Source organism: Streptomyces sp. NPDC093111 (assembly GCF_040683955.1).
Taxonomy (GTDB): domain Bacteria; phylum Actinomycetota; class Actinomycetes; order Streptomycetales; family Streptomycetaceae; genus Streptomyces.
The window spans coordinates 94,595-119,636 of record NZ_JBFBNW010000002.1 but is presented as its reverse complement, the minus strand read 5'-3'; the positions used below and the strand labels follow the sequence as shown (position 1 = coordinate 119,636).

Annotated in this window: 25 protein-coding genes and 1 riboswitch; of the genes, 8 read left to right on the top strand and 17 right to left on the bottom strand. The window is 71.7% G+C overall.

Translation table 11 applies throughout. The annotated features are described in order from the left end of the window. Window positions 1–62: 62 nt before the first annotated feature. Window positions 63–1,328 (top strand): PTS transporter subunit EIIC, encoded by a 1,266-nt coding sequence (locus AB0Q96_RS03025; RefSeq protein ID WP_365321273.1) that lies wholly within the window; start codon window positions 63–65, stop codon window positions 1,326–1,328. 82 nt (window positions 1,329–1,410) lie between these two features. Here the strand turns inward: AB0Q96_RS03025 and AB0Q96_RS03020 are convergent, their stop codons facing one another. After that, window positions 1,411–2,163 (bottom strand): MBL fold metallo-hydrolase, encoded by a 753-nt coding sequence (locus tag AB0Q96_RS03020; protein ID WP_365321272.1) that lies wholly within the window; start codon window positions 2,161–2,163, stop codon window positions 1,411–1,413. A 201-nt stretch (window positions 2,164–2,364) separates the two neighbouring features. Between AB0Q96_RS03020 and AB0Q96_RS03015 the strand changes: the two genes are divergently transcribed. Further along, the gene (locus AB0Q96_RS03015; RefSeq protein WP_365321271.1) at window positions 2,365–2,889 is read left to right on the top strand and encodes a type II toxin-antitoxin system PemK/MazF family toxin; all 525 of its coding nucleotides are present in this window, start codon (window positions 2,365–2,367) and stop codon (window positions 2,887–2,889) included. 37 nt (window positions 2,890–2,926) lie between these two features. Here AB0Q96_RS03015 and AB0Q96_RS03010 read toward each other — a convergent pair whose 3' ends face one another. From AB0Q96_RS03010 to clpS, 10 genes are all read right to left on the bottom strand, one after another. Continuing rightward, a complete protein-coding gene (locus tag AB0Q96_RS03010; protein ID WP_365321270.1) occupies window positions 2,927–3,877 on the bottom strand; it encodes a cysteine synthase in 951 nt (316 codons plus the stop codon). Window positions 3,878–3,882: 5 nt separating this feature from the next. After that, window positions 3,883–4,161, bottom strand: a complete 279-nt coding sequence (locus AB0Q96_RS03005; protein ID WP_365321269.1) for a MoaD/ThiS family protein — start codon at window positions 4,159–4,161, stop codon at window positions 3,883–3,885. Window positions 4,162–4,274: 113 nt separating this feature from the next. Continuing rightward, window positions 4,275–4,391, bottom strand: a complete 117-nt coding sequence (locus tag AB0Q96_RS03000) for a putative leader peptide (protein ID WP_338058663.1) — start codon at window positions 4,389–4,391, stop codon at window positions 4,275–4,277. Between the two features lie 44 nt (window positions 4,392–4,435). After that, window positions 4,436–5,179: an ABC transporter ATP-binding protein gene (locus AB0Q96_RS02995; protein ID WP_365321656.1), complete on the bottom strand. Its 744-nt coding sequence runs from the start codon at window positions 5,177–5,179 to the stop codon at window positions 4,436–4,438. 74 nt (window positions 5,180–5,253) lie between these two features. Further along, window positions 5,254–6,282, bottom strand: coding sequence for an iron ABC transporter permease (locus AB0Q96_RS02990; protein ID WP_365321268.1), 1,029 nt, complete (start codon window positions 6,280–6,282; stop codon window positions 5,254–5,256). Continuing rightward, the gene (locus AB0Q96_RS02985) at window positions 6,279–7,250 is read right to left on the bottom strand and encodes an ABC transporter substrate-binding protein (protein ID WP_365321267.1); all 972 of its coding nucleotides are present in this window, start codon (window positions 7,248–7,250) and stop codon (window positions 6,279–6,281) included. The genes AB0Q96_RS02990 and AB0Q96_RS02985 overlap by 4 nt, the downstream gene beginning before the upstream one ends. Window positions 7,251–7,308: 58 nt before the next feature. Then, window positions 7,309–7,383, bottom strand: a riboswitch (cobalamin riboswitch). Window positions 7,384–7,471: 88 nt separating this feature from the next. Continuing rightward, window positions 7,472–7,897, bottom strand: coding sequence for a M67 family metallopeptidase (locus AB0Q96_RS02980; RefSeq protein ID WP_365321266.1), 426 nt, complete (start codon window positions 7,895–7,897; stop codon window positions 7,472–7,474). Between the two features lie 76 nt (window positions 7,898–7,973). Next, complete coding sequence (locus AB0Q96_RS02975) at window positions 7,974–9,431, bottom strand: amino acid permease (RefSeq protein ID WP_365321265.1); 1,458 nt, start codon at window positions 9,429–9,431, stop codon at window positions 7,974–7,976. A gap of 321 nt (window positions 9,432–9,752) precedes the next feature. Then, entirely contained in the window at window positions 9,753–10,337 is a 585-nt protein-coding gene (locus tag AB0Q96_RS02970; protein ID WP_365321264.1) for a DUF2017 domain-containing protein, read from the bottom strand. After that, the gene (gene clpS / locus AB0Q96_RS02965; protein WP_030222252.1) at window positions 10,337–10,642 is read right to left on the bottom strand and encodes an ATP-dependent Clp protease adapter ClpS; all 306 of its coding nucleotides are present in this window, start codon (window positions 10,640–10,642) and stop codon (window positions 10,337–10,339) included. Before clpS ends, AB0Q96_RS02970 begins: the two co-directional genes overlap by 1 nt. A 100-nt stretch (window positions 10,643–10,742) precedes the next feature. On the opposite strand from clpS, the gene AB0Q96_RS02960 reads away from it, so the two are divergent. Both AB0Q96_RS02960 and AB0Q96_RS02955 read left to right on the top strand, forming a co-directional pair. Then, window positions 10,743–12,071, top strand: a complete 1,329-nt coding sequence (locus AB0Q96_RS02960; protein WP_365321263.1) for a nicotinate phosphoribosyltransferase — start codon at window positions 10,743–10,745, stop codon at window positions 12,069–12,071. 127 nt (window positions 12,072–12,198) lie between these two features. After that, window positions 12,199–12,789: an isochorismatase family protein gene (locus tag AB0Q96_RS02955; protein ID WP_365321262.1), complete on the top strand. Its 591-nt coding sequence runs from the start codon at window positions 12,199–12,201 to the stop codon at window positions 12,787–12,789. Between the two features lie 26 nt (window positions 12,790–12,815). On the opposite strand, the gene AB0Q96_RS02950 is transcribed toward AB0Q96_RS02955, so the two are convergent. Beyond that, a complete protein-coding gene (locus AB0Q96_RS02950; protein ID WP_046912208.1) occupies window positions 12,816–13,112 on the bottom strand; it encodes a hypothetical protein in 297 nt (98 codons plus the stop codon). Between the two features lie 144 nt (window positions 13,113–13,256). Then, on the bottom strand, window positions 13,257–15,674 hold the full coding sequence (locus tag AB0Q96_RS02945; RefSeq protein WP_365321261.1) for an immune inhibitor A domain-containing protein: 2,418 nt from the start codon (window positions 15,672–15,674) through the stop codon (window positions 13,257–13,259). Window positions 15,675–16,011: 337 nt separating this feature from the next. On the opposite strand from AB0Q96_RS02945, the gene AB0Q96_RS02940 reads away from it, so the two are divergent. After that, the gene (locus tag AB0Q96_RS02940; RefSeq protein WP_365321260.1) at window positions 16,012–16,290 is read left to right on the top strand and encodes a hypothetical protein; all 279 of its coding nucleotides are present in this window, start codon (window positions 16,012–16,014) and stop codon (window positions 16,288–16,290) included. A 21-nt stretch (window positions 16,291–16,311) separates the two neighbouring features. Here AB0Q96_RS02940 and AB0Q96_RS02935 read toward each other — a convergent pair whose 3' ends face one another. Then, window positions 16,312–17,061, bottom strand: coding sequence for an RDD family protein (locus AB0Q96_RS02935; protein WP_365321259.1), 750 nt, complete (start codon window positions 17,059–17,061; stop codon window positions 16,312–16,314). Window positions 17,062–17,333: 272 nt separating this feature from the next. Here AB0Q96_RS02935 and AB0Q96_RS02930 point away from each other — a divergent pair, with 272 nt between their 5' ends. Continuing rightward, on the top strand, window positions 17,334–18,329 hold the full coding sequence (locus AB0Q96_RS02930) for a S1C family serine protease (RefSeq protein ID WP_365321258.1): 996 nt from the start codon (window positions 17,334–17,336) through the stop codon (window positions 18,327–18,329). Window positions 18,330–18,375: 46 nt separating this feature from the next. Here the strand turns inward: AB0Q96_RS02930 and AB0Q96_RS02925 are convergent, their stop codons facing one another. Beyond that, window positions 18,376–19,992: an RDD family protein gene (locus AB0Q96_RS02925; protein ID WP_365321257.1), complete on the bottom strand. Its 1,617-nt coding sequence runs from the start codon at window positions 19,990–19,992 to the stop codon at window positions 18,376–18,378. A gap of 332 nt (window positions 19,993–20,324) precedes the next feature. Between AB0Q96_RS02925 and AB0Q96_RS02920 the strand changes: the two genes are divergently transcribed. After that, entirely contained in the window at window positions 20,325–20,819 is a 495-nt protein-coding gene (locus AB0Q96_RS02920; RefSeq protein WP_365321256.1) for an SsgA family sporulation/cell division regulator, read from the top strand. A gap of 17 nt (window positions 20,820–20,836) precedes the next feature. Here the strand turns inward: AB0Q96_RS02920 and AB0Q96_RS02915 are convergent, their stop codons facing one another. After that, window positions 20,837–22,231, bottom strand: a complete 1,395-nt coding sequence (locus tag AB0Q96_RS02915) for an FAD-linked oxidase C-terminal domain-containing protein (RefSeq protein WP_365321255.1) — start codon at window positions 22,229–22,231, stop codon at window positions 20,837–20,839. Window positions 22,232–22,328: 97 nt separating this feature from the next. Here AB0Q96_RS02915 and AB0Q96_RS02910 point away from each other — a divergent pair, with 97 nt between their 5' ends. Then, window positions 22,329–23,729 carry a tetratricopeptide repeat protein gene (locus AB0Q96_RS02910; RefSeq protein ID WP_365321254.1) on the top strand — a complete coding sequence of 467 codons (1,401 nt, stop codon included), beginning with the start codon at window positions 22,329–22,331 and terminating at the stop codon, window positions 23,727–23,729. Window positions 23,730–23,887: 158 nt separating this feature from the next. Here AB0Q96_RS02910 and hppD read toward each other — a convergent pair whose 3' ends face one another. After that, complete coding sequence (gene hppD, locus AB0Q96_RS02905) at window positions 23,888–25,033, bottom strand: 4-hydroxyphenylpyruvate dioxygenase (protein ID WP_365321253.1); 1,146 nt, start codon at window positions 25,031–25,033, stop codon at window positions 23,888–23,890. Window positions 25,034–25,042: the final 9 nt, after the last annotated feature.

The window sequence follows — 25,042 nt, the reverse complement described above, 5'->3', positions numbered from 1 at the left end:
GAGACGTCGCCGTCCCCCCTTTCACTGTCCTCTGGCGGCGCCTTGCCTACTGGAGGAAGTTGATGAGTACGGCCACCGCCCAGGCCGCCGCTCCCGCGAAGAAGCGCGGATCCGGCCTGTTCCAGGGCCTGCAGAAGGTCGGTCGCAGCCTGCAGCTGCCGATCGCCGTACTGCCGGCCGCGGGTATTCTGCTCCGCCTCGGCCAGCCCGACGTGTTCGGCAAGGACGGGCTCGGATGGGACAAGGTCGCCTCCGTGTTCGCCACGGCCGGCGGTGCTGTCTTCGACAACCTGCCGCTGCTCTTCTGCATCGGCGTCGCCATCGGCTTCGCCAAGAAGGCCGACGGCTCGACCGCCCTCGCCGCCCTCGTCGGCTTCCTGGTCTACAGCAACGTCCTCAAGGCCTTCCCGGTCACCGAGGCCGTGATCAACACGACCGCCAACAAGGGTGTCGACGTCGCCGCGACGTACAACAACCCGGGCGTGCTCGGCGGCATCCTCATGGGTCTGCTCTCCGCGGTCCTGTGGCAGCGCTTCCACCGCACCAAGCTGGTCGACTGGCTCGGCTTCTTCAACGGCCGCCGCCTGGTCCCGATCATCATGGCCTTCGTCGGCACCGCCGTCGGCGTGATCTTCGGCCTGGTCTGGGAGCCGATCGGTGAGGGCATCTCCAACTTCGGCGAGTGGATGACCGGCCTCGGCGCCGGCGGCGCCGGCCTCTTCGGTCTCATCAACCGCGCGCTGATCCCGGTCGGCATGCACCAGTTCGTGAACACGGTCTCCTGGTTCCAGATCGGCGACTTCACCAACGCCGCCGGCGAGGTCGTCCACGGCGACCTGAACCGCTTCTTCGCCGGTGACCCGAGCGCCGGAATCTTCATGTCGGGCTTCTTCCCGATCATGATGTTCGGCCTCCCGGCCGCCGCCATCGCCATCGCCCACGCCGCTCGCCCCGAGCGCCGCAAGGCCGTGATGGGCATGATGGTCTCCCTCGCGCTGACCTCCTTCGTCACCGGTATCACCGAGCCGATCGAGTTCACGTTCATGTTCATCGCGCCGGTCCTGTACGCGATCCACGCCGTGCTGACCGCCATCTCGATGGCCGTCACCTGGGCCTTCGGTGTCCACGCCGGCTTCACCTTCTCCGCCGGCGGCATCGACTACCTGCTGAACTGGAACCTGGCGACCAAGCCGTGGCTGATCATCCCGATCGGCCTGGTCTTCGCGGCCATCTACTACGTGGTCTTCCGCTTCGCCATCACCAAGTTCAACCTCCCCACCCCGGGCCGCGAGCCCGAGGAGGAGATCGAGGACCTCACCAAGGCGTGAGCCCCTCCCGCACCCCGTGCGACGGAAGGCCCCGGAACCCTCAGGGTTCCGGGGCCTTCCCCGTCCGCGTACGGCGCCGGGCTCAGACCTCGTACACCGCGCCCGCGTACGCCAGCTCCGCCGGGCCCTCGTAGACCTCTCGGGCGTCCGCCAGGTTCCGCTCGCCGTCCGTCCACGGGGGGATGTGGGTCAGCACCAGACGTCCCACGTCGGCGCGGGCGGCCTGGGCGCCGGCCTCGCGGCCGTTGAGGTGGAGGGCCGGGATGTCCTCCTTGCCGTGGGTGAAGGAGGCTTCGCACAGGAAGAGGTCCGCCCCGCGCGCCAGCTCGTCCAGCGCCTCGCACACCCCGGTGTCGCCGGAGTAGGTGAGCGCACGGCCGCCGTGCTCGACGCGGATGGCGTACGCCTCGACCGGGTGGCACACCTTCTCCGTACGCACGGAGAACGGGCCGATCTCGAAGGCGGCCGACTTCAGCGTGTGGAAGTCGAAGACCTCGCTCATCGCGGTCGGCGACGGCGTGTCCGCGTACGCCGTGGTCAGCCGCTGCTCCGCGCCCTCCGGGGCGTACACCGGCAGGGCCTCGCAGCGACCGCCCTCGTGGCGGTAGTAGCGCGCGACGAAGTAGCCGCACATGTCGATGCAGTGGTCGGCGTGCAGATGACTGAGGAAGATCGCGTCCAGGTCGTACAGACCGATGTGGCGCTGCAGCTCGCCCAGGGCACCGTTGCCCATGTCGAGGAGCAGCCGGAAGCCGTCGGCCTCTACGAGGTAGCTCGAACAGGCCGAATCCGCGGACGGGAACGACCCTGAGCAGCCGACGACGGTGAGCTTCATGGAGCGTGAACCTCCGTGGACGGGTGCGGGGAAGCGCGCGAAGAGGGGAGGTCGTGCGATCTGTCGAGCGTACGGCTCGCTACGGCCCGTCGCTCCTCCGTGGCGGCCCGTTGTGGGCGAACTCACGGGCTCTGTCACCGGTTCGGATGGATGGCGGGGCGCCCGGGCGGGGCGGGGACCTCGACGGTACGGTCTTGAGGTATGGACACGTCGTGGTGGCCCGCGCTGGTCGCGGTCGTGGTGATCGCGCTGGTGGTGGCGCTCGCCGGGCGGCGCCGTTCCGGCCTCCGCCGTCCCCCGGGCCGGAGCCGCCCGCCCGCCCGGCCGACCCGTCCGGCCCCGCGCGGGAGGACACCGCGCGGGAAGGCACCGCGCGGCACGGCCCCCGCGGGCGGGCCTGCGACGGGCCCGGCCACGGCGCCTCGGCCGGGTGAGATCTGGTGGGCGGAGGTCCCCTTCGAGGACGGCCCCGGTGCGAAGGACCGGCCGTGCCTGGTCCTGGGGCTGCGCGGGGACTGCGCGCGGGTCGCCAAGATCACCAGCAAGTACCACGACGAGCGGCCCGGGGTGATCGCGCTGCCGCCGGGCTCGGTGGGCGACGCGCAGGGCCGGCCCAGCTTCCTGGAGACGGACGAGCTGCGGGACGTGCCGGTGGCGGACTTCCGCCGCCGAGTGGGAACGGCGGACCCGGTGGTCTGGGACCAGGTCCGCCATCTGGCGCACTGAGCGGCCGGGACGGCCGCGCGGCTACGCGGCTACGCGGCTACGCCCAGAGCTGGTCCTGCACCGCCGCGATCGCCTCTTCCGTGGTCGCCGCGGTGTAGAGGCCGGTCGACAGGTACTTCCAGCCGCCGTCCGCGACGACGAAGACGATGTCGGCGCTCTCGCCCGCCTTGACCGCCTTGTTGCCGACGCCGATGGCCGCGTGCAGGGCCGCGCCCGTGGAGACGCCCGCGAAGATGCCCTCCTGCTGGAGCAGGTCGCGGGTGCGGGTGACCGCGTCGGCCGAGCCGACCGAGAAACGGGTGGTGAGGACGGAGGCGTCGTACAGCTCGGGGACGAAGCCCTCGTCGAGGTTGCGCAGGCCGTAGACCAGGTCGTCGTAGCGCGGCTCGGCGGCGACGATCTTGACGTCGGGCTTGTGTTCGCGCAGGTAGCGGCCGACGCCCATGAGGGTGCCGGTGGTGCCGAGGCCCGCCACGAAGTGGGTGATCGACGGCAGGTCGGCCAGGATCTCGGGGCCGGTGCCGGCGTAGTGCGCGCCCGCGTTGTCCGGGTTGCCGTACTGGTAGAGCATCACCCAGGACGGGTTCTCGGCGGCGAGCTCCTTGGCGACGCGGACCGCCGTGTTGGAGCCGCCCGCCGCGGGGGACGAGATGATCTCGGCTCCCCACATGGCGAGCAGTTGGCGGCGCTCCTCGCTGGTGTTCTCCGGCATGACGCAGACGATGCGGTAGCCCTTGAGCTTGGCCGCCATGGCGAGCGAGATGCCGGTGTTGCCGCTGGTGGGCTCCAGGATGGTGCAGCCCGGGGTGAGCCGGCCGTCCTTCTCCGCCTGCTCGACCATGTGGAGCGCGGGGCGGTCCTTGACCGAGCCGGTGGGGTTGCGGTCCTCCAGCTTGGCCCAGATGCGGACGTCGTCCGAGGGGGACAGGCGCGGCAGCCGGACCAGGGGCGTGTTGCCGACCGCCGCCAGCGGGGAGTCGTAGCGCATGTGGATCAGACCATGCCACCCGCGACCGCGGGCAGGATCGTGACGCTGTCGCCGTCGGTGAGCTTGGTGTCGATGCCGTCGAGGAAGCGGACGTCCTCGTCGTTCAGGTAGACGTTGACGAAGCGGCGCAGCTTGCCGCCGTCCACGATGCGGGCCTCGATCCCGGTGTGGCGGGACTCCAGGTCGGTGAAGAGCTCGGCGAGGGTCTCACCGCTGCCCTCGACGGCCTTGGCGCCGTCGGTGTAGGTGCGGAGGATGGTCGGGACGCGGACCTCGATGGCCATGGGGTGGGCTCCTGTCGGAACAAGCTCGGAAGGGGCGGGGTGGCGTACTGGCGCGCGGCTCTGGCCCCCGCGCGGGGGGTCTTGCAGGGGTGAGGTGCGCGCGGCCCGGTCGTTCAGAGCGCGGCGCGCGGCGTACAGATCGCGCTGGCGAGGCGGCACAGGTCGACGTGCAGGCGCGCGACGAGCAGGGGTGTGCCCGGCGTCTCTTCGCTCACGTCGTGGGAAACCATGCGCTCATCGTATCGATTCCCGGTCCGGGTTCCGGAATGTGATCTCACATGACGGACAGATTCTGACCAACCGGCGGACGGGGCAGGTAGACCACGAGCGGTGTACCGGTGGCCGGATGCGGGATGACCTCGGCTTCCACCCCGTAGACCGCCGCGAGGAGGGCCGGTGTCAGGACCTCGGCGGGAGGGCCCTCGGCGACGACCCTGCCCCGATCCAGGACGTAGAGCCGGTCGCAGTAGGCGGCGGCGAGGGTCAGGTCGTGCAGGGCCAGGAGGTTGGTGGTGCCCAAGTGGCGCACGAGGGAGAGGACTTCCAGCTGGTAGCGGATGTCCAGGTGGTTGGTGGGCTCGTCGAGGACGAGCAGCGCCGGGTCCTGGACGAGCGCCCGGGCGACGAGGGCCCGCTGGCGTTCGCCGCCGGAGAGCCCGGGGTACGGGCGGTCGGCGAGGTCCAGGATGCCGACCCGGTCCAGGGCCGCGTCCGCCCGCTCCCGGTCCCGCGCGGTGTCGCCCTCCCAGAACCGCTTGTGCGGGGAGCGGCCGAGGGCGACCAGCTCGCGGACGGTCAGCTCGAACTCCAGGGCGCTCTCCTGGGGCACGGTCGCCACCCGGCGGGCCCGTGCCCGGGGCCCGAGCGCGTGGAGGTCCTCGCCGTCGAGGAGGGCGCGGCCGGAGGTGGCGGTGAGGGTGCCGTAGACGCAGCGGAGCAGGGTGGTCTTGCCGCTGCCGTTGGGGCCGACGAGGCCGACGGTCTCGCCGGGGCGGGCGACGAGACCGGCCTCGCGCAGCCGCCCCTCGTACGAGAGGGCCTCGACGCGGAGCTCGGCCGGGCGGCGGTCTCGGGGCTCGGGCGGGCCGGGGTTCACAGGGGCGCTCCGTCCGCGCGGCGGCGCATCAGCCAGAGGAAGAAGGGGCCGCCGGTGAGGGCGGTGAGGACGCCGACGGGGATGTCCTGCGGCGCGGCGACGGTGCGGGCGGCCAGGTCGGCGAGGACCAGGGCGAGCGCCCCGCCGAGGGCGGCGACCGGCAGCAGGCGCCGGTGCGGGGCGCCGACGGCCATCCGGGCGGCGTGCGGGACCATCAGGCCGACGAAGCCGACGGCTCCGCTGGCCGCGACCATGACGGCGGTGACCAGGGAGGCGAGGACGAAGACGGCCGCGCGGAAGCGGGCGGTGTCCAGGCCGAGGACGGTGGCGCCCTCCTCGCCGACCAGCAGCAGGTCGAGCGGGCGGGCGAGGGTGAGCAGGGCGCCGATGCCGAGCGCGAGGACGGCGGCGGGCAGCGCGAGGCTGTCCCAGCGGGCGCTGCCGAGTCCGCCGAGGGACCAGAAGAGGGCTTCCTGGAACTGTTCGGGCCGCCCGGCGAGGACCAGCAGCAGGGTGGTCAGGGCGGACAGGATGTACGAGACGGCCACCCCGGCAAGGACCAGCCGGGCGCCGGTCATGGTGCCGCCGCGGCGGGCCAGGGCGTAGACGAGGACGAGGGCGAGCAGGGCGCCCGCGAAGGCCCCGGCGGGCAGGGCGACGGTGGTGGTGACGCCCCCGACGAGGCCGGCGCCGCCGCCCAGGACCAGGACGAACACGGCCCCGGCGGAGGCCCCGGAGGAGATGCCGAGGAGGAAGGGGTCGGCGAGCCGGTTGCGGACCAGGGCCTGGAGCACCGCGCCGACGACGGCGAGTCCGGCGCCGACGACCGCCCCGAGCAGGACCCGGGGCAGCCGCACGTCGAGCACGATCGTCCGGTACGGGGAGGGCCCGGCCCGCCCGGTCAGGGCGTCGAGCACCTGGCCGGGCGGGATGCGGACGGAGCCGAGGGCGAGCGCGGCGACGACGGCCGCGGCGAGCGCCACGAGCAGTCCGGCGACGACGGAGGCGTGGCGGAGCCGGGTCATCGGGCCGCGGGGTGCAGCTGGGCGGCCAGCTTCCCGACGGCGGCGGGCGCGCGGACGCCGAGGACCGCGTCGGAGAGCGGCAGCACGGCGAAGCGGCGGTTCTTGACGGCCGGGACCTCGCGCAGCGCCGGGTCGTCGAGGAGGCGGCGCTTCTTCTGCTCGACGGTGGTGGAGCCGTAGTCGTAGATGACGATCACGTCGGGCTTGCGGGCGACGACCTGTTCCCAGGCGGCGTCGCCGAAGGTCTTGTCGAGGTCGGCGAAGACGTTGCGGCCGCCGGCGCGGGTGATCAGCTCGTTGCCGATGCCCTTGCCGCCGGCGGTGAACGCGGTCTTGTCGCCGCTGTCGTAGACGAAGACGGAGACGGGGGCGGTGCCCTTCAGGCGCCGCTCGGCGGCGGTGACCCCGGCGCGCGCCTCGCGGGTCCAGGCGGCGGCCCGGTCGGGGACGCCGAAGGTGCGGCCCACCTCGCCGACCTCGCGGTAGACGTCGTCGAGGCCGGTGGCGCCGGAGGGGCAGTACTCGGTGTTGAGGCGGGAGGCGATGCCGGAGCGCTTCAGGTCGTCGCGGCTCCGGCCGGCCTTGGCGTCGAAGGCGGAGGCGTAACCGCCGTACACGAAGTCGGGGTTCGCGGCGAGCAGCGCCTCCTTGGAGGGGTACTCCTTGGCGAGGACGGGGACGCCCTCGTACGCCTTCGCGTAGGCGGGGAGGACGGCGTCGTCGAGGTAGGCCGTGCCGACCAGGGACTTCTGCAGGCCGAGGGCGAGCATGACCTCGGTGACGTGCTGGTTCATGGTCACCGCGCGCTTCGGCGGGGCCTGATAGGTGGTCGTGACACCGCAGTTGACGACGGTGTACGGGAAGCCGGGGGCGGCCTTGCCGCCGGCGGGGGTGCTCGCGGGGGCCGCGCAGGCGGCGAGCAGGGGTATGAGGACGGCGGCGGGCAGCAGCGGGCGGCGCCAGGACATGGGGAGGCCTCCAGACGGGGATCTCCGCGTCCCCGGTCGGTGCTGGCAGGCGGCAGGTCAGTTCCTGGCTTCCGGCCCTGGTCAGGGGCCGGTCACAGTGGCGGGACCGTGCCGGATTCGCACCGGCTTCCTGGGTCCTGCCGCCCTCGATTCCCGCCAGTCTCTCACCCGCCGTCAGGCGGGCGGGGCGGAGGTGCGGACGGCGCCACGAGGGCGCGGGCCTACGCGTAGGTCTCGACGACCTTGATCTCTTCCTCGGTCACGACGCCCTCGACGATCGTGTAGGAGCGGAACTGGAAGGGGCCGGCGCCGTCGGTGTCGGCGGTGGAGACGAGGACGTAGTGGGCCTGCGGCTCGTTGGCGTAGGAGATGTCCGTACGGGACGGGTACGCCTCGGTCGCGGTGTGCGAGTGGTAGACGATCACGGGCTCCTCGTCCCGGTCGTCCATCTCGCGGTACAGCTTGAGCAGGTCGGCGGAGTCGAACTCGTAGAAGGTGGGCGAGCGGGCCGCGTTCAGCATCGGGATGAAGCGCTCGGGGCGACCGCTGCCGACCGGACCCGCGACCACGCCGCAGGCCTCGTCGGGGTGGTCCGCGCGGGAGTGTTCCACGATCTGGTCGTACAGGGCCCGGGTGATGGTCAGCATGCCGACAGGATAAGCAGACGGGCCGTTCCGTACCGGGGAATGGTACGGAACGGCCCGCATGCTGAGACGTGCCTGGTCAGGACTGGACGGACTCCTGGTCGGGCCGCTTGGCGAAGGCGGCGCCCCCGGGGTTGCGGGCCTTGAGGACCAGGTAGGAGACGGCGAGGACGAGGCCCCAGACCGGCGCGCCGTACAGGGCGACCCGGTTGTCCGCGTCCATGGCCATGGTCACCACGACCATGCCGATGAAGGCGAGCGAGAAGACGCTGAACCAGATGCCGCCCGGCGCCTTGAACGAGGACTGCGGGAGCTCGCCCCGGTCGGCCTTGAGGCGGTAGCGGATCTGGCAGATCAGGATGACGATCCAGGCCCACATGCCGGAGATGGTGGCGAAGGAGACGACGTAGTTGAACGCCTCGCCGGGCCACTGGTAGTTGACCCAGACGCCGACCATCATCAGCGCGGCCGAGATGGTGGTGCCGACCAGCGGGGTGCCGGACTTCGTGAGCCGGGTGAAGACCTTCGGGCCCTGGCCGTTGAGCGCGAGGTCGCGCAGCATGCGGCCGGTGGAGTACATGCCCGAGTTGCAGGAGGACAGGGCCGCCGTCAGGACGACGAAGTTGACGATCGCGGCGCCGATGCCGAGGCCCATCTTCTCGAACGCGGCGACGAAGGGGCTGACGCCCGGCTTGAACTCGGTCCACGGGACGACCGACAGGATCATGATCAGCGCGCCGACGTAGAAGACGGCGATGCGCCACGGCACGGTGTTGATCGCCTTCGGCAGGACCGTCTTCGGGTCCTTCGACTCGCCCGCGGTCACACCGACCAGCTCGACGGCGAGGAAGGCGAACATGACCATCTGGAGGGTCATCAGGGTGGAGAAGATGCCGTCCTTGCCGGCGAAGAAGCCGCCGAGGTCCCACAGGTGGGTGACGGAGGCGGTGTCGCCGGCGTCGGAGAAGCCGAGGGTCAGGATGCCGGCGCAGATCAGGATCATGCCGACGATCGCGGTGACCTTGACCATGGAGAACCAGAACTCCAGCTCACCGAAGAGCTTCACGGAGATCAGGTTGGCGCCGTAGAGGATCACGGTGAAGACCAGGGCGGAGAGCCACTGCGGGATGTCCCACCAGTACGTCATGTAGGTCGCCGCGGCGGTGACCTCGGTGATGCCGGTGACCACCCAGAAGAGCCAGTACGTCCAGCCCGTCACGAAGCCCGCGAAGGGTCCGATGAACTCACGGGCGTACTCCGAGAAGGAGCCCGACACCGGGCGGTACATGAGGAGCTCGCCGAGCGCCCGCATGATGAAGAAGATGACGAGGCCCGCGACGGCGTACGCGAGGATCAGGCTGGGTCCCGCGATGGAGATGCCCTTGCCCGCGCCGAGGAAGAGTCCGGTGCCGATGGCACCGCCGATCGCGATCATCTGGATCTGACGGGCGCCGAGTGCCCGGTGATAACCCTCGCCCGAGGCGGAGTCCGCGGCCTCATTGCCGTCGTGCTGCTTGTCGACCTGCACTGAGGTCATGGTGGTGCGCCTTTCTCCATGCCGATCCGCGCGACTGCGAGTGCGTCTGCTGCGGATCAGGTCCTGATCCCCCCGGATATGGATGGAGTGCTACCGGCGGTCAGCCGGCCAAAGCGCCCCCGGGAACAGGGGTGGCGTCCCCGGGTGGTCGTGAAGATTTATCACGGGCTCGACCGTGATCGACGGGGACGCCTGTGGCGCGCGCCACACAGAAAGACGGACAAAAAGGGCCCAATAGGGCAAACATGGATGCTTGGATAACGTATTCGTTATCCGGATTTGAGCGTTCGCTGAGCGAACAGTCCTCGAAACGGGCTCGCGCTAGCCCATCAGCGTCTCGACGAGCGACTCCTGGAGCGCCCCGAGCCACAGATAGGCCATCACCATCGGCTTGCGCGGGTCGGAGTCGGGCAGCCGGTACAGCTGCTCGCTCTCGTCGTCGTCGGTGACCTCCAGGCGGGTGCCGATGGTCAGCCGCAGGTCGTTGAGCGTGCCGAGCCAGGCCCGGGACTGGTCGAGGCCCAGCTTGAGGACCGCGCCGCTCTCGCCGGCCGCGTCGGCGGCGAGCGAGTCGAGGCTGCGGACCATGGCGAGCGCGTCCTCGCGCTTGCGGGTGCGCAGGTCGTTCTCGGTGTAGCGGCGGAAGTCGGCGGCGGCCTGCCGCAGCTCCTCGCTGTCGTCGCCGTACGCGTCCGGGAGGAGCCGGCGCAGCGCCGGGTCGGACGGCGGCTCACTCGGCCCCTCGGCGAAGAGCGCGGCCAGCGGGTCCTCGCCCTCGACCGGCTCGTCGCCGGGCCCGATCAGCTCCATGAGCTGCACGGCCAGCGAGCGCAGGATGGAGAGCTCGACCTCGTCGAGCGCGATGGCGGCGCCGCCGCCGGGGAGCGTCTCGAAGCGGCCGGCCATCAGCCGCGGTCCTGGGTGAGGGTCGCCCACAGGCCGTAGCCGTGCATCGCCTGCACGTCCCGTTCCATCTCCTCGCGGGTGCCGCTGGAGACCACCGCGCGGCCCTTGTGGTGCACGTCGAGCATCAGCTTGTGCGCCTTGTCCTTGGAGTAGCCGAAGTACGCCTGGAAGACGTAGGTGACATAGCTCATCAGATTGACCGGGTCGTTGTGCACGAGGGTCACCCAGGGCACGTCGGGTTCGACGACGGCGGAGACCTCCTCGGCCGATTCGGTCCGTTCGATCTCGATAGGCGCAACGCTCACTTACCCCATGCTGCCACCCTGACCGGCCCATCGCACAAACGGGTCGCCCCGACGGGCCCCTATTCGTCAGAGTGACGAATACTGCGGTAGCATCCTCACCATGAACGCTGCGGACCTTGGGCTGCCGGTGGACGTGCCGTCGACCGCGCTCTTCACCGATCAGTACGAGTTGACGATGCTCCAGGCGGCCCTGCGGGCCGGCACCGCGGACCGCCGGTCCGTCTTCGAGGTCTTCACCCGCCGCCTGCCCGAAGGACGCCGCTACGGCGTGGTGGCGGGCATCGGCCGGGTGCTCGACGCCGTCGAGAACTTCCGCTTCGACGCGGACGTGCTCGGCTTCCTCCGCGAGCGCGGGATCGTCGACGAGCCGACCCTCCAGTGGCTCGCCGGGTACCGCTTCTCCGGCGACATCTGGGGCTACCCGGAGGGCGAGGTGTACTTCCCCGGCTCGCCGCTGCTGCGGGTCGAGGGCTCCTTCGCCGAGTGCGTGCTCCTGGAGACCGTGATCCTCTCGATCCTCAACCACGACTCCGCCATCGCGGCCGCCGCCTCCCGCATGTCGGCCGCCGCGGGCGGCCGGCGGCTCATCGAGATGGGCGCCCGGCGCACCCACGAGCTCGCCGCCGTCGCCTCCTCGCGCGCCGCCTACGTGGGCGGCTTCGACTCCACCTCGGACCTGGCGGCCGGTTTCCGCTACGGCATCCCGACCGTCGGGACCTCCGCCCACGCCTTCACCCTGCTGCACGACAGCGAGCGCGACGCCTTCCGGGCCCAGGTCGACTCGCTGGGCAGCGGAACCACCCTCCTGGTCGACACCTACGACGTGGCCGAGGCCGTCCGTACCGCCGTCGAGGTGGCCGGCACCGGGCTCGGGGCGGTCCGGATCGACTCTGGCGACCTGCTGCTCGTCGCCCACCGGGTGCGGGCGCAGCTCGACGAGCTGGGTGCGCGGGACACCCGGATCGTGGTCACCTCGGACCTCGACGAGTACGCCATCGCCTCGCTCGCGGCGGCTCCGGTCGACGCGTACGGGGTGGGCACCCAGCTGGTCACCGGCAGCGGGCACCCGACCTGCTCGATGGTCTACAAGCTGGTCGCCCGGGCCTCCTCGGCCGACCCCAAGGCGCCGCTGACCCCGGTCGCCAAGAAGTCCGTCGGCGGCAAGGCGTCCGTCGGCGGGCGCAAGTGGGCCGCCCGCAGGACCGACGCCGCCGGGATCGCCGAGGCCGAGGTCGTCGGCACCGGGCCGGTCCCGGCCGAGCTGGTCGACCGGCAGCTCCTGGCGCAGCTGGTGAAGGGCGGCACGGTGGTGGCCCGCGAGCCGCTGGAGGCGGCCCGCTCCCGGCACATCGCGGCCCGGGCCGGGCTGCCGATGTCCGCGATCCAGCTGTCCCGCGGAGAGCCGGTGCTGCCGACGGAGTACGTGTAGGCGCCCGGTGGCCCCGCGCGCGCCCCTCGGGGGGCGCGCGAACGCCGGGGAGATGCCCCCTCCCCTTGGGAAGGGGAAGTCTCTAGGCTCACAACCCACCCCATCCGACGCGCTAAGGACACCCGCCATGCACCGCGCATTGATCGTCGTCGACGTTCAGAACGACTTCTGCGAGGGCGGCAGCCTCGCCGTGGCGGGGGGCGCGGACGTCGCCGCCGCCGTCACCGACCTGGTCGGCCAGACGGCGGGCGCCGCCTACCGGCACGTGGTCGCCACCCGCGACCACCACATCGACCCCGGCGCCCACTTCTCCGAGCACCCGGACTACGTCGACTCGTGGCCCAGACACTGCGTCGCCGGCACGGAGGGGGTGGGCTTCCACCCGAACTTCGCGCCGGCGGTCGCCTCCGGGGCGGTCGACGCCGTCTTCGACAAGGGCGCCTACGAGGCCGCGTACAGCGGTTTCGAGGGCCGGGACGAGAACGGCGAGACCCTCGCGGAGTGGCTCCGGGAGCGGCGGGTCACCGAGGTCGACGTGGTCGGCATCGCCACCGACCACTGCGTGCGGGCGACGGCCCTGGACGCGGCCCGGGAGGGCTTCCGCACGCAGGTGCTGCTCGACCTGACGGCCGGGGTGGCCAGGGAGACCACCGAGCGCGCCCTGGCGGAGCTGCGGGCCGCGGGCGTGGAGCTCACCGGGAAGCCCGTCGTCGCCTAGGCGCCACGGGCGGGCCCGGCGGCGGCTCAGGCGGCCTTCGGGAGCGACCGTATGGGGTGCCAGAGCTCCTGGGCGGTGATCCGCCACAGCATCCCGTCCGGGTGGTGCAGGACGGCCGTGATCTCGTCCGGCGTCGGCGGCTCCGTGTTGCCCCGGAGATAGACCGCCCGCAGTCCCAGGTTCCGCAGCCGGGTCAGGGCGCGGGCACGGTTCGCGGCGTGCACCAGGAAGCGGACGGTGGCTCCGTCGCCGGCCGGGCTGGGCAGTCCTATGGCGACGACGACACTGCCTCCCGGCAGTCTGCAGAACCCTCCATTGGGCATGCGGAACCACTCCCCCGTGGATCGACTGTCAATAAGGTCGTACGACCGGAGCCGTAAGACGCACCTAAACACGATCGGCCGCCGCCCGCTAGGGGGCGACGGCCGATCATGCTGTGACCTGCGGCGATTCAGAAAACCTCGCCGTTACTTGGTCGAGGGACCCACCTGGACCGTGATCGTGGAGCCGTCCTTGGCCTCCTTGACGACCTGGATCTTGGTGTTGGTGTCAGTTACCTGGACACCGGAGCGCTCGGTCTCCTTGAACCAGTAGACGCCCTTGCGGTCGTCGAAGGTCGGGTTGCCGGCCTGGGACGGGACCCAGGTGCCGACGCCGGCCTTGTGGAGCGCGAAGCCGTCCGTGCGGGAGATGCTGAACGGCGAGTCGTACGCCTGGACGCGACCGCGCATCAGGGTGCCGTCGCCCCACTTCAGCGGGCTCGGGTGGGCGTCGATCGGGAGGATGCGGCCCACACCCGGGTGCTGGGAGGTGTTGTTGTCCTTCTGGGACAGGTCCCACTTCCAGATCAGCAGACCGTTCTGGTACGGGTAGTGCTCGACCCAGCTGGCCTTGTCCCCGGTGAAGCCGAAGTTGTACGGGCCGACCTTGAGGGTCTGGTCGTACGAGACGTACTGGCGGTTCTCCGCGATGTAGTACTGCTCGTAGTCCTTGGTGAAGCCGTTGCCGATGCGCGAGAAGCCCTTGGCGACCCAGCCGTTGTCACCGTTCTCGGCGTTGTCCGAGAAGACGGGGGCACCGTCGGCGGTCAGCGTGATGGCGTCGGCCGTGAAGCCCTTGCCGCCGGCGCCGCCGTCCGTCTGGTAGCGGAAGCGCAGGTCGAACTTCTTGCCCGCGTAGGCGTCGAGGCCGTAGACCAGCTTCTGGTGCTTCTCCGAGGCGCCGGTCAGTGCCGGGGCGCCGGAGGCGTCCTTCTGGAGCGGCTTGCCGTCGGCGGTGCCGTCGAGGGCGTGCCAGTTGGCACCGCCGTCGGTGGAGACCTCGGCGTACAGGTAGTCGTAGTCCTGCTCGATGTCGTACCAGCCCTGGAGCTCCAGGGAGGCGGACGTCTTGCCGGTCAGGTCGACGGGGCGGGTCAGGGTGTTCTTGAGGTCGTCACCCATGTTGCTCCACCACTGCGAGGCACCCTCGGCGGGGGCCACGACGTCGGTGGGGACCGTCTTCTTCGGCAGCTCGACGACGAGCGCCTGCGGGTTCTTGGTGTTGTACTCCGAGACGCCCAGCTTGTGGGTGGTCTTGGTGCCACGCTGCCAGTCGTTGACCTTGGCGTAGTTCAGCCAGCCGAGCTGCAGCTTGTCCCAGGCGTTCATGTCGCCGGGGAGGTCGCCGATGGAGTCCTTGCCCTTGCCGAGCCACGAGCCGGAGGACATGAGGGTCCAGAAGCCCGTGGAGTTCTCGCCGCCGGCGGTGTCGTAGTGGTCCGGCAGACCGAGGTCGTGGCCGTACTCGTGCGCGTAGACGCCGAGGCCGCCGTTCTCGGGCTGCATCGTGTAGTCGCCGACCCAGATGCCCGAGGTGCCGATCTGCGTGCCACCGGACTTGTTGTTCGCCGGGCCGGTCTTGCCCGCGTCCGTGCCGTAGGCGTACCAGCGGTGGGCCCACAGGGCGTTGGTGCCCTCGGCGCCGCCGCCGGCCGACTCGTCCTCGCCCGCGTGGACGATCTGGAAGTGGTCGATGTAGCCGTCGGGCTCGTTGAAGTTGCCGTCGGCGTCGAAGTCGTAGCGGTCCCACTGGTCGTACTGCGCCAGCGTCGCCTTGATCTCGGCGTCGGTCTTGCCCTTGGCCTTCTGGTCGGCGTTCCAGGCCACGAGGCCGTCGCGCACGGTGTCCCAGACGTTGGCGCAGTTGGTCTGGCCGCAGTAGTTCGAGCCGTAACGGGCCTCGTTGTACGGGACCTTGACCCAGTCGGAGACGGCGCCGTCGACCGAGTAACGGCCGGACGAGGTCTTCTCGTAGTAGGTCTTCAGCGACTCCTTCGGCTGGCCCTTGGCGTCCTTGCCGGTGCCGAAGTACAGGTCCTGGAAGTGCTTCTGGTTGTAGTCCGCCTGCCAGGCCGTGGAGTTGTCGTTCGCACGGTCCGGCTTGGCTATGCGGTTGTGCAGCGGACCGGGCGTGCCGCCGTACTTCGGCTTCAGGTCCGGGGTGTCGTCGTCCTTGCGGTCGACCAGGGTGGTGTTGTCGACCTGGTCACCGAACTCGACGAGGATCGTGAAGATCTTGTCGGTCTTCTCGCGGCCCAGCTCGACGTACTTCTTGCTGTCCAGCTTGACGACCTTCGAGCCGCCACGGCTCTCGATCTTGCTCTCGCCGCTCAGCACCTGCTCCAGGGCAGCCTTGCGCTGCTGCTCCTGCTGCTTGCTGTACGGACCGTCGAGGTCGTGGTCGACCGTGGTCTTGTCCACGGAGCGCGCCCCGGGCGCGGCCGCGGACGGCACGCTGCCGTGGTTGTCGGCCCACGCGGTGGTGAAGGTCGAGGCGGTGGCGGCGGTGGCCGCGAGCGCCACGACGACTGCGGACGCTCGGATCGCCCGTCGTCTGTTGGTCACTTGGATTTGTCCTCCCCGGCGCCCCTCGCCGCGGACCGGTGTGGGGTATCCGCCGGCGGGTTTGCGCGTCACAAGTGACGACATTCGACCGGAGTTGGAGGAGAAAAGACAGATCTTGACTTGAACATACCAAGTGCACTATGCAGGAGCGGACCTCCGATAATCGAACGCACGCCAAACACCGGGCGATGACTCGGCGGCGAATCGTGCGCCCCTGCGCCCCCTGTGCATCCGCACCGTGGGTTAGGTCACGCTTACTTCCTGTTCCCCTCGGGCATCCACCGTCGTAGAGTCGCCCATTGCCACGCGCACGCTCGCCCGAGGGACGGTATCCGTCATGCAGCGTCCGACCGCCGCACAGTCCGCCTACGGTTCGGCCACCGTCGTACTCGCGACCGTCGCCCTGCTGTTGATCTCCGGCACGACCACGACGCTCGGCATCGCGGCGATCTGCGCCGCGGGACTGATCCTCGGGGTGCTGGTGGCGGTGACGATGCCGGTGCGCAGGCGGCCCGTCAACCCCTCCGACGTCACGACGCGGACCCCCGCGGACGAGGAGATCCGGGTACCGGCCGCGCCCGTGGGCGCGGGGGCCGACACCCGGATCCGTTCGTAACTCCTCGCCCCTTCCGTCCCGTTACGGGGCGGCCTGCACCACCACGGTCTTGGCCGCCTTGTCGTGCAGGCCCTGCTTGTAGGGCTTGTCGACCAGGATCAGGATCAGCAGGAGCAGCGGCCACAGGCAGGCGCAGCAGATCAGCGCGGGCAGCCACAGCACGATCGCGCGGATCAGGGAGCTGTTCATCGACGGGGTGGAGCCGTCGTTGAGCATCGCGACCCGCAGCTTCAGCCACTTCTTGCCGAGGGTCCGTCCCAGCTTGGCGGTCATCAGGGTGTCGTAGCCGACGTACGCGACGATGGTGATGAGCTGGAAGACGAGCTGCCCGCCGCCGTTGAGGCTGTTGACCGTGTCGCTGAAGTCGTTCCCGTCGTCGGTGGCCCGCTGGTACACCTTGAACGGGATGCCGATGATCGCGAGCGGCACGGCGATGATCAGCCAGTCGATGATGCGCGCGGCGATGCGCCGCGCCGACTCGGCCAACGGCGGCATGCCGGAGAGCGGATCGGCGCCGCCGTACCCACCGCCGTAGCCGCCGTAGGGCGGGGGCGGCGGTGCCCCGTCGTACGGGTTCCCCGGCGGGGGCGGCGCGGCGTCGTACGGGCTCCCCGGCGGCGGGCCGCCCGGCGGGGGTCCCCCGGGTTGCGGCCCGCCCGGCGGCGGCCCGCCCGGTGGAGGGCTCGGCGGAGTGGGGTCCGGCGGGCGTTTGGCGAACGGATCGTCCTCGGGCGGCTGGCCCGGGGGCGGCGGCGGCTGATCGTTGCTCATGGGGGCAGTGCACCCCGGGGGCCGGAGCCCCGCAATCGATCGCCCCCCGTTCGGGGGACGGCCCCCGTGACCGCCCCTCTTGGATGCTTGCCCGTTCAAACCTTGATCGCTGCACAAGACCGCTTCCCGGGCCGGACCTAGCCTGAAGGAGGGGCATCCGTCGCGGGAAAGGCGGCGCGCTCATGAAGGTACGGGCCAGAAGCGCCGCGGTCGCGGCTGCCGCACTGGTACTCGGACTGACGGCCGGCCGGGCGTCGGCGTACGGGACCGACATGGATCCCAAGGAGATCTACGACCGGTCCGCGCCCAGCACCGTCCACGTGCTGGGGAAGACCGGATCCGGCACCGGGTTCGTCTACGACGCCGACAAGGGACTCATCGCCACCGCCGCCCATGTGGTGCAGGGCGAGGCGTCGCTGAAGGCCGTCGTCGGGGACCGGCCGGCGGCGCCGGTGCGGGTGGTCGGCATCGACCCCTGCGAGGACCTGGCCGTACTGGCCTTCACCTCGCCGCAGTCGGACCTGAAGGCGATGGAGTTCGGCGACAGCAAGGACCTCCAGGCCGCCGACACGGTCGTCGCGCTCGGCTACCCGGCCTCCCTCGGCAGCGCGGGCGACACCCAGAAGCCCGCCTTCACCAGCGGCACCGTGCAGAACCCGGACGTCCACGACGCGGAGCCCTCCGACTCGCTCCCCCGCTACCCCGACACGATCCAGCACTCCGCCACCATCAATCCGGGCAACTCCGGCGGCCCGCTGCTCGACTCCGACGACAAGGTGGTCGGGATCAACGTGCTGAGCGTGACCGGCGACACCCAGGGGCAGTTCTACTCGATCAGCTCGGACCACGCCCGGCCGATCCTCGACTCCCTGGCGGCCGGTCAGGTCAAGAACGACCCCGGCTGGAGCCTCAAGGCCGTGGACGACCCGACGGTGCCGGACGACTTCGTGGCCGAGGACCAGCCCCAGGTCGAGGCGATCCAGAAGAAGCTGAGCGCCGACCAGGTCTCCGGTGTGTTCGTCGTCGGCGTGACCACCAACTCGCCCGCGGCCAAGGCCAAGCTGGAGCCCCTGGACGTGATGACCACCATGAAGGACAGCCCCGTGGCGTCCGTCGCCGACGTCTGCGACGTCCTCCAGTCCGCCGGCCCCGGGGAGACCGTCCCCCTCGAAGGCGTCTACACCTACGACGACCCGAACCAGAACATCAAGTTCGGCGACGGGTGGAACACCAACCTCGTGCTCAGCAAGAACAGCGGCGGGCAGTGAGGGAGTGGATAGCGCGGCTCCCTACCGCCCGGCCTGGCCGCGTGCCCTATCCGGCGACGAAGGTGCGGGCCGCCTTGTCGTGCCAGCACTGCCGCCACGGCCGGTCGAACAGGCACCACAGGACGTTCAGCACCCCGAGCACCAGCAGCCCGAGCACGCTGTAGACCAGCCAGCGGCGCAGCGCGGCACCGAACGCGGGCGGCTCGTGCGCCTCGATGTCCCGCACCTCGATCCCGCACAGCTTCTTCCCGAGCGTCCGCCCCCACCGGGACGTGGGCAGCGCCTCGTAGAGCGCGCCGAGCACCAGGAGCGCGGCGAGGACGATGCCGAACTGGACGGAGGTCGTCGAGTCGATCAGCCACACCTGGACGGTGACGCCGGACTGCTTCGCCGCCTCGATCTTCTCGTTGATGTGGTCGACGGCACCGGTGACGAACGGGTACGACACGGCTCCGACCGCCGCTCCGAGCACCACGGTGTCGATGAGCCGCGCCGCCAACCGCCTCCCCAGCCCCGCCGGCCGAGCGGAGGACTGCGCCCGCGCGGCCGCCGTGAAGACGTCCTCGACGACGGGCTTCCACGGGGCGACGGACTGGGGGTCCTGGGGCTGGGGTTGAGGCTGGGACGGGAGGGGCGGCTGAGGCTGGGGCTGAGGCTGGGGAGACGCCTGGGCGGGGAAGGGCTGGGCCTGCGCCTGCGGGGCCTGTACGGCCTGCGGCGGCTGCGGGGCCTGCTGGGCCTGCTGGGCCGCCTGGAGCGGGGCCTGCTGGGCCTGGGAAGCCTGCTGGGACTGCTGGGACTGCTGGGCCCAGGAGGGCGTCACGGGCATCCCGCCGAGTCGCGCGGGGGCGGCCAGGGCGTCCGGAGCGGCGCCGCCGGCGGGCCCGTGCGCGGGGGCCGCGGGAGCCCCGGCCCCCGGAGTGGACCGGCCCCGCGCGGGCGCCGGTTCGGCCGCCTGGCCACCGGCGGCGGGCCAGACGGGAGCGGCGCCCGCGCCCGGCCCCGTACCGGCGGAACCGCCCGCCTCGGGTCCGCCGGAGCGGTCGGTCCGGCCGGACGTCTCAGGCGCTTCGGGCGCGGGGGCCGCCTGCCAGGGCTCGGCGCGGCGCGGCTCGGCCCGAGGCGACTCCTCCGGGCGCGGCTCGTCCCAACGCTGCTCGGCCTGAGGCGACTCCGCCCTGCGCGGATCCGCCTGGCGCGGGTCGGACGGCGTGGTGCCCGCCTGGGGCCACGCGGGGGCGGCGGCGGCGCGCGGGTCGGCCGGGGGCTGCTGGGCCGGGGCGGCGGCGTCGCTCCGGCCCCAGGAGACCCGCTGGTCGCGTTCGCCGCCGAAGCCCGTCTGGACGGAGGTCGTCGCGTGCCACGCCGCGGCGGATTCCTGGGCGGCGGCGGACGGCTCGGGGTCGGCGTCGAGGAAGACCGGGCCGGTCTCCTCGACCGCCGGGACGGACGGGAGCGAGGGCGCGGGGGCCGGGCTCGGGGCCAGCTGGGGCACGACCGAGACCGGCGGCGCCGGGAGGGCCTCGCCCTCCCGGGGTGCCGGGCGGCTCGTGCCGGGCACCCAGGAACCGCCGTTCCAGAACCGGATGTACCCGGGGATCGACGGATCCGGGTAGTAGCCCGCCTGCGGTACCTCTCCGCCGCCTCCAGGAGGAGTAGCCACTGCCCCGACTCCGTTCAGTCACAACGTCTTTGGTCCGCGCGGCAGCGCCCCGACCGCGCCGCGCCCAAGGAGGACAGTAACGAAGAACGCCCCCGAGAGGACAAGGAGCCCGCCAGAAAGGCCGCCTTCGGGGGACGCAACCCCGATTCCGTCACTCAGTGTGATTCTCGGGCCCGCGCCGGACCGGCCCCGGGCGGCCCCGCGCGGCCCCGGCGGAGGTCCGGAAAAAAGTTCTTCGGAAACTTCCCCGAAGTCGCGTAATGGATCGGCCGGACCCCCCTCTCTCCCTGTGAAGGCCCACCCACGGGCCCCACGGAGAGAGGAAGCACGCCATGCAGAACACCGAGAAGAACAACGTCGTCGAGCGGGAACTCGAGCTGAAGCTGGTCCTGTCCCCCGAGCGTTCCCTCCCCGTCCCGGCCCGCCTCGCCTACCGCGTCGACGACCCGTACGCCGTGCACATCACCTTCCACATCGGCTCCGAGCACCCGGTCAACTGGACCTTCGCCCGCGAGCTCCTGGTCGAGGGCGTCTTCCGGGCCTGCGGCCACGGCGACGTGCGCATCTGGCCGACCAAGGTCGACGGGCGCAACGTCGTCCTGATGGCGCTCTCCTCCCCCGACGGCGACGCCCTCCTGGAGGCCCCCTCCGCGCAGGTGTCGGCCTGGCTGGAGCGGACGCTGCGCGCGGTGCCGCCGGGCACCGAGACCGAGCAGCTCGGCATCGACGACGGCCTCGCCGAGCTGCTCGCCACCACCGTGCTCGCCGACGACCTGTGGCTGCGCGACCCGTGGCCGTCGGACGAGTCCACGGACGGCGACCTGTGAGCCCCGCCGAGCGTCGGTCAGAAGAGCTTGCCGGGGTTCAGCAGGCCCAGCGGGTCGAAGGTCCGCTTGATGCCGCGCTGCATCTCCACTCCCACCGGCCCCAGCTCCCTCGCCAGCCACTCCTTCTTCAGCACGCCGACCCCGTGTTCGCCGGTGATCGTGCCGCCCAGGGCGAGCCCGAGCGCCATGATCTCGTCGAAGGACTCCCGCGCCCGCCGCGACTCGTCCTCGTCGGCGTGGTCGAAGCAGACGACGGGATGGGTGTTGCCGTCGCCCGCGTGCGCGCAGACCCCGATGGTCAGCCCGTACTTCTCCGCGATCGCGGCCGTCCCGGCCAGCATCGCGGCCAGCTTCGTGCGCGGCACGCACACGTCGTCGATCATGGTCGCGCTCTTGATCGTCTCCAGCGCGGTGAGCGACAGCCTGCGCGCCTGGAGCAGCAGTTCGGACTCGGCTGCGTCCTCGGCCGGCACGACCTCGGTGGCCCCGGCCGCCCGGCAGAGCTCCCCGACGGCGGCCAGATCGGCCCCGGGATCGGGCGTGTCGAAGGCGCACAGCAGCAGCGCCTCGGTGGTGTCGGGCAGCCCCATGTGGGCCAGCTCGTTGACGGCCCGGACGGTGGTGCCGTCCATGAGTTCCAGCAGCGACGGGGTGTGGCCGCGCTCCATGATCGCGCAGACGGCTTCGCAGGCGGCGGCCGCGGAGGGGAACTCGGCGGCGAGCGCGAGCTGCGCGGGCGGCTTCGGCCGGAGCGCCAGCACCGCCCCGACGACGACGCCCAGGCTGCCCTCGGAGCCGACGAAGAGCCGGGTCAGGTCGTATCCGGCGACGCCCTTGGCCGTGCGCCGCCCGGTGCGCAGCAGCCGCCCGTCGGCGAGCACGACGTCCAGCCCGAGCACGTACTCGGCGGTGACCCCGTACTTCACGCAGCACAGGCCGCCGGAGGCGGTGCCGATGTTCCCGCCGATGGTGCACGTCTCCCAGCTGGAGGGGTCCGGCGGGTAGTACAGGCCCTGTTCGGCGACGGCCCGGGAGAGCACCGCGTTGATCACGCCCGGTTCGACGACGGCGATCCGGTCGACCGGGTCGATCTCCAGGATGCGGTCCATCTTGACCAGGGAGAGCACGATGCAGCCGTCCGAGGCGTTGGCGCCGCCGGACAGGCCGGTACGGGCACCCTGCGGGACCACCGGGACGCGCAGCGCGGTCGCCGTGCGCATGACGTGCTGGACCTGTTCGACGGTGCGGGGCAGCACGACCACCGCGGGGGTGCCGGCCTCGCAGAAGCCGGCCATGTCGTGGGCGTACGAGGCGGTGACGTCCGGGTCGGTGAGCAGCGCCTCGACGGGGAGTCCGGCGCGCAGCTCGCGGTGGAGCCGCGCCTGAGGATCGTCCTGCTGAAGATCGTCCATAGGTCCAGCGTGGCACCCGGGGCCATCGGTGTGAACCCGCCGGGGCAGCCGCTCGTGTGCTCTTCGTACAGCGGCCGGCGGGCGCACAGTGAGCGCCATGAAGAGCGAGAACGTGTCGAGGACGGTGCTGGCCTGCGGGGTGGGCGCGGTGCTCGCCGCGACGGCGCTGCTGTACGTACCGGAGCTGATCGGCGGCACGCCGGCGCCCCCGCCGGGGCCGGCCGAGCGGGCGGTGAGCGCGGCGCACGCCGGAGCGCGGGCGGCGCTGCCCGATCTGGTCGCGCTGATCGGCGACCGGGAGCGGTGGCTGAGGACCCATCCCGGTGACGAGGCGTCATGGGCGGTGCTCGGCACGGCCTATGTGGAGCGCGGGCTGCGGCGCGCGGACCCGGCGGACTTCCCCCGTGCGCAGGAGGCCCTGAAGCGCTCCCTGGCCGTGCTGCCGGCCGGGCGCGGGAACCTGGACGCGGAGCTGGGCATGGCGGCGCTGGCGAACGCGCGCGGTGACTTCGGCACGGCGCGGCGCTGGGGCGAGCAGGTGCGCAAGGCGAGCCCGAAGCGCTGGTCGGCTTATCCGGTGCTGATCGACGCGTACGAGGGCCTCGGCGACTACAAGGCGGCGCAGAAGGCGACGGAGACCCTGGCCGAACTGCACTCGGGCCCGGCGGTCAGCGCCCGTTCGGCGCGCCTGTTCCGCAACCGCGGCTGGCGCGAGGACGCGGGCGCGGCGGCCCTGGACTCGGTGGCGCTCGCGGAGACGGGCGCGGACAAGGCGGCGGCCCTGGCCCGGCTGGGCGACCTGGCGTGGGAGCGGGGTGAGCCGGCGGAGGCCCTGGGCTCGTACGACACGGCGCTGGGCCTCGTGCCGGACGACGCCCCGTCGCTGGCGGGCCGCGCGCGGAGCCTCGCGGCGCTCGGCCGCACCGACCAGGCCGTGCAGACCTGGCAGGCCGCCCTGGCCCGGCAGCCGCTCCCCGGCCTCCTCCTGGAGGCGGGCGAGCTGTCGGAGTCGCTGGGCCGGGACGGGGACGCGCAGACCCTGTACGGGCGGCTGCGGACCCAGCGCCTGCCGGGCGCCGAGGTGGCGCTCGGTCTGCTCGCGGCGGACCACGGCGACCCCGCGGAGGCCGTACGGCTGCTGCGCGCGGAGTGGGCGCGGGGCCACCGCTCGGTGGGGGTGGCGGACGCGCTCGGCTGGGCGCTGTACCGGTCGGGCGAGCCCAAGGAGGCCCTGGAGTACGCGAAGCGGGCCACCGACGAGGGGCTGCGCAGCGCGCTGTTCGCGTACCACCGGGGCGAGATCGAGCGCGCCCTTGAGGAGGGCGGTCCGGCCCGCCGGCACCTGGCGGAGGCGCTGCGGATCAACCCGTACTTCTCCCCGCTGCTCGCCCCGCGCGCGAAGGAGGCCGTGAAGGCCCTGGGCGAGCTCCCGGACGAACTCCCCAAGGACGTACGGCCGGAGGAGCCGAAGAAGGCGACGGGGGCCAAGAGGGCGTAGGGCGGCCGGCGCAGGAGGCCGTGGGGAGCCCGGGCCGCCCTGAGCCCGAGGAAGTGGGCCCGCGTCCCGGGCGGCCCCCCGTACCGCCCGGGACGCGGGGAAGGGCCCGGCCCCGGGTCTTCACCCGGGACGGGCCCCTCGCGTGGGGGCGGCAGCCGCTAGAGGTTGCCGCGCTTGTCCTGCTCGCGCTCGATCGCCTCGAACAGGGCCTTGAAGTTGCCCTTGCCGAAGCCCATCGAGCCGTGCCGCTCGATCATCTCGAAGAAGACGGTCGGGCGGTCCTGGACCGGCTTGGTGAAGATCTGCAGCAGGTAGCCGTCCTCGTCGCGGTCGGCGAGGATCTTCAGCTCGCGCAGCTCGTCGATCGGGACACGGGTGTCGCCGACCCACTCGCCGAGGGTGTCGTAGTACGTGTCCGGGACGGACAGGAACTCGACGCCCGCGGCCCGCATCGCGCGCACGGTGGCGACGATGTCGTTGGTGGCGAGCGCGATGTGCTGGACGCCGGGGCCGCCGTAGAACTCCAGGTACTCGTCGATCTGCGACTTCTTCTTCGCGATCGCCGGCTCGTTGATCGGGAACTTCACCTTCTTGGTGCCGTCCGCGACGACCTTCGACATCAGCGCCGAGTACTCGGTCGCGATGTCGTCGCCCACGAACTCCTTCATGTTCGTGAAGCCCATGACCTTGTTGTAGAAGGCCACCCACTCGTTCATCCTGCCGAGCTCGACGTTGCCCACGCAGTGGTCGATGGCCTGGAAGGTGCGCTTGGCCGGCGGCTCGACGATCGGCTGCGCGGCGGTGTAGCCGGGCAGGTAGGGGCCGTCGTAGCCGGAGCGCTCGACGAGGGTGTGGCGGGTCTTGCCGTAGGTGGCGATGGCGGCGAGGACGACGGTGCCGTGCTCGTCCTTGAGCTCGTACGGCTCGACGAGCCCGGTGGCGCCCTGCTCGACGGCGTGGGCGTAGGCGGCGCGCGCGTCCGGCACCTCGATCGCCAGGTCGATCACGCCGTCGCCGTGCGCGGTGACGTGCGAGTCGAGGAAGCGGCCCCAGTCGCTGGTGGGCTTGATGACGGAGGTGAACACGAAACGGGCGGAGCCGTTGGTGAGGACGTAACTGGCGGTCTCGCGGCTGCCGTTCTCCGGTCCGGAGTAGGCGACCAGCTTCATGCCGAAGGCCGTCGAGTAGTAGTGCGCGGCCTGCTTGGCGTTGCCGACGGCGAAGACGACCGCGTCCATTCCCTTCACCGGGAAGGGGTCGGCCTCACGCGCGGTGGTCGGGGTGTGATCGAGGGTCTCAGTCATGACAGCAGC

Excerpts from the sequence above, each read along its gene's own strand:
- AB0Q96_RS03025 (WP_365321273.1), top strand. The coding sequence starts at position 63 with ATGAGTACGGCCACCGCCCAGGCCGCCGCTCCCGCGAAGAAGCGCGGA.
- AB0Q96_RS03020 (WP_365321272.1), bottom strand. The coding sequence starts at position 2,163 with ATGAAGCTCACCGTCGTCGGCTGCTCAGGGTCGTTCCCGTCCGCGGAT.
- AB0Q96_RS03015 (WP_365321271.1), top strand. The coding sequence starts at position 2,365 with ATGGACACGTCGTGGTGGCCCGCGCTGGTCGCGGTCGTGGTGATCGCG.
- AB0Q96_RS03010 (WP_365321270.1), bottom strand. The coding sequence starts at position 3,877 with ATGCGCTACGACTCCCCGCTGGCGGCGGTCGGCAACACGCCCCTGGTC.
- AB0Q96_RS03005 (WP_365321269.1), bottom strand. The coding sequence starts at position 4,161 with ATGGCCATCGAGGTCCGCGTCCCGACCATCCTCCGCACCTACACCGAC.
- AB0Q96_RS03000 (WP_338058663.1), bottom strand. The coding sequence starts at position 4,391 with ATGGTTTCCCACGACGTGAGCGAAGAGACGCCGGGCACACCCCTGCTC.
- AB0Q96_RS02990 (WP_365321268.1), bottom strand. The coding sequence starts at position 6,282 with ATGACCCGGCTCCGCCACGCCTCCGTCGTCGCCGGACTGCTCGTGGCG.
- AB0Q96_RS02985 (WP_365321267.1), bottom strand. The coding sequence starts at position 7,250 with ATGTCCTGGCGCCGCCCGCTGCTGCCCGCCGCCGTCCTCATACCCCTG.
- AB0Q96_RS02980 (WP_365321266.1), bottom strand. The coding sequence starts at position 7,897 with ATGCTGACCATCACCCGGGCCCTGTACGACCAGATCGTGGAACACTCC.
- AB0Q96_RS02975 (WP_365321265.1), bottom strand. The coding sequence starts at position 9,431 with ATGACCTCAGTGCAGGTCGACAAGCAGCACGACGGCAATGAGGCCGCG.
- AB0Q96_RS02970 (WP_365321264.1), bottom strand. The coding sequence starts at position 10,337 with ATGGCCGGCCGCTTCGAGACGCTCCCCGGCGGCGGCGCCGCCATCGCG.
- AB0Q96_RS02960 (WP_365321263.1), top strand. The coding sequence starts at position 10,743 with ATGAACGCTGCGGACCTTGGGCTGCCGGTGGACGTGCCGTCGACCGCG.
- AB0Q96_RS02955 (WP_365321262.1), top strand. The coding sequence starts at position 12,199 with ATGCACCGCGCATTGATCGTCGTCGACGTTCAGAACGACTTCTGCGAG.
- AB0Q96_RS02950 (WP_046912208.1), bottom strand. The coding sequence starts at position 13,112 with ATGCCCAATGGAGGGTTCTGCAGACTGCCGGGAGGCAGTGTCGTCGTC.
- AB0Q96_RS02940 (WP_365321260.1), top strand. The coding sequence starts at position 16,012 with ATGCAGCGTCCGACCGCCGCACAGTCCGCCTACGGTTCGGCCACCGTC.
- AB0Q96_RS02935 (WP_365321259.1), bottom strand. The coding sequence starts at position 17,061 with ATGAGCAACGATCAGCCGCCGCCGCCCCCGGGCCAGCCGCCCGAGGAC.
- AB0Q96_RS02930 (WP_365321258.1), top strand. The coding sequence starts at position 17,334 with ATGGATCCCAAGGAGATCTACGACCGGTCCGCGCCCAGCACCGTCCAC.
- AB0Q96_RS02920 (WP_365321256.1), top strand. The coding sequence starts at position 20,325 with ATGCAGAACACCGAGAAGAACAACGTCGTCGAGCGGGAACTCGAGCTG.
- AB0Q96_RS02915 (WP_365321255.1), bottom strand. The coding sequence starts at position 22,231 with ATGGACGATCTTCAGCAGGACGATCCTCAGGCGCGGCTCCACCGCGAG.
- AB0Q96_RS02910 (WP_365321254.1), top strand. The coding sequence starts at position 22,329 with ATGAAGAGCGAGAACGTGTCGAGGACGGTGCTGGCCTGCGGGGTGGGC.
- hppD (WP_365321253.1), bottom strand. The coding sequence starts at position 25,033 with ATGACTGAGACCCTCGATCACACCCCGACCACCGCGCGTGAGGCCGAC.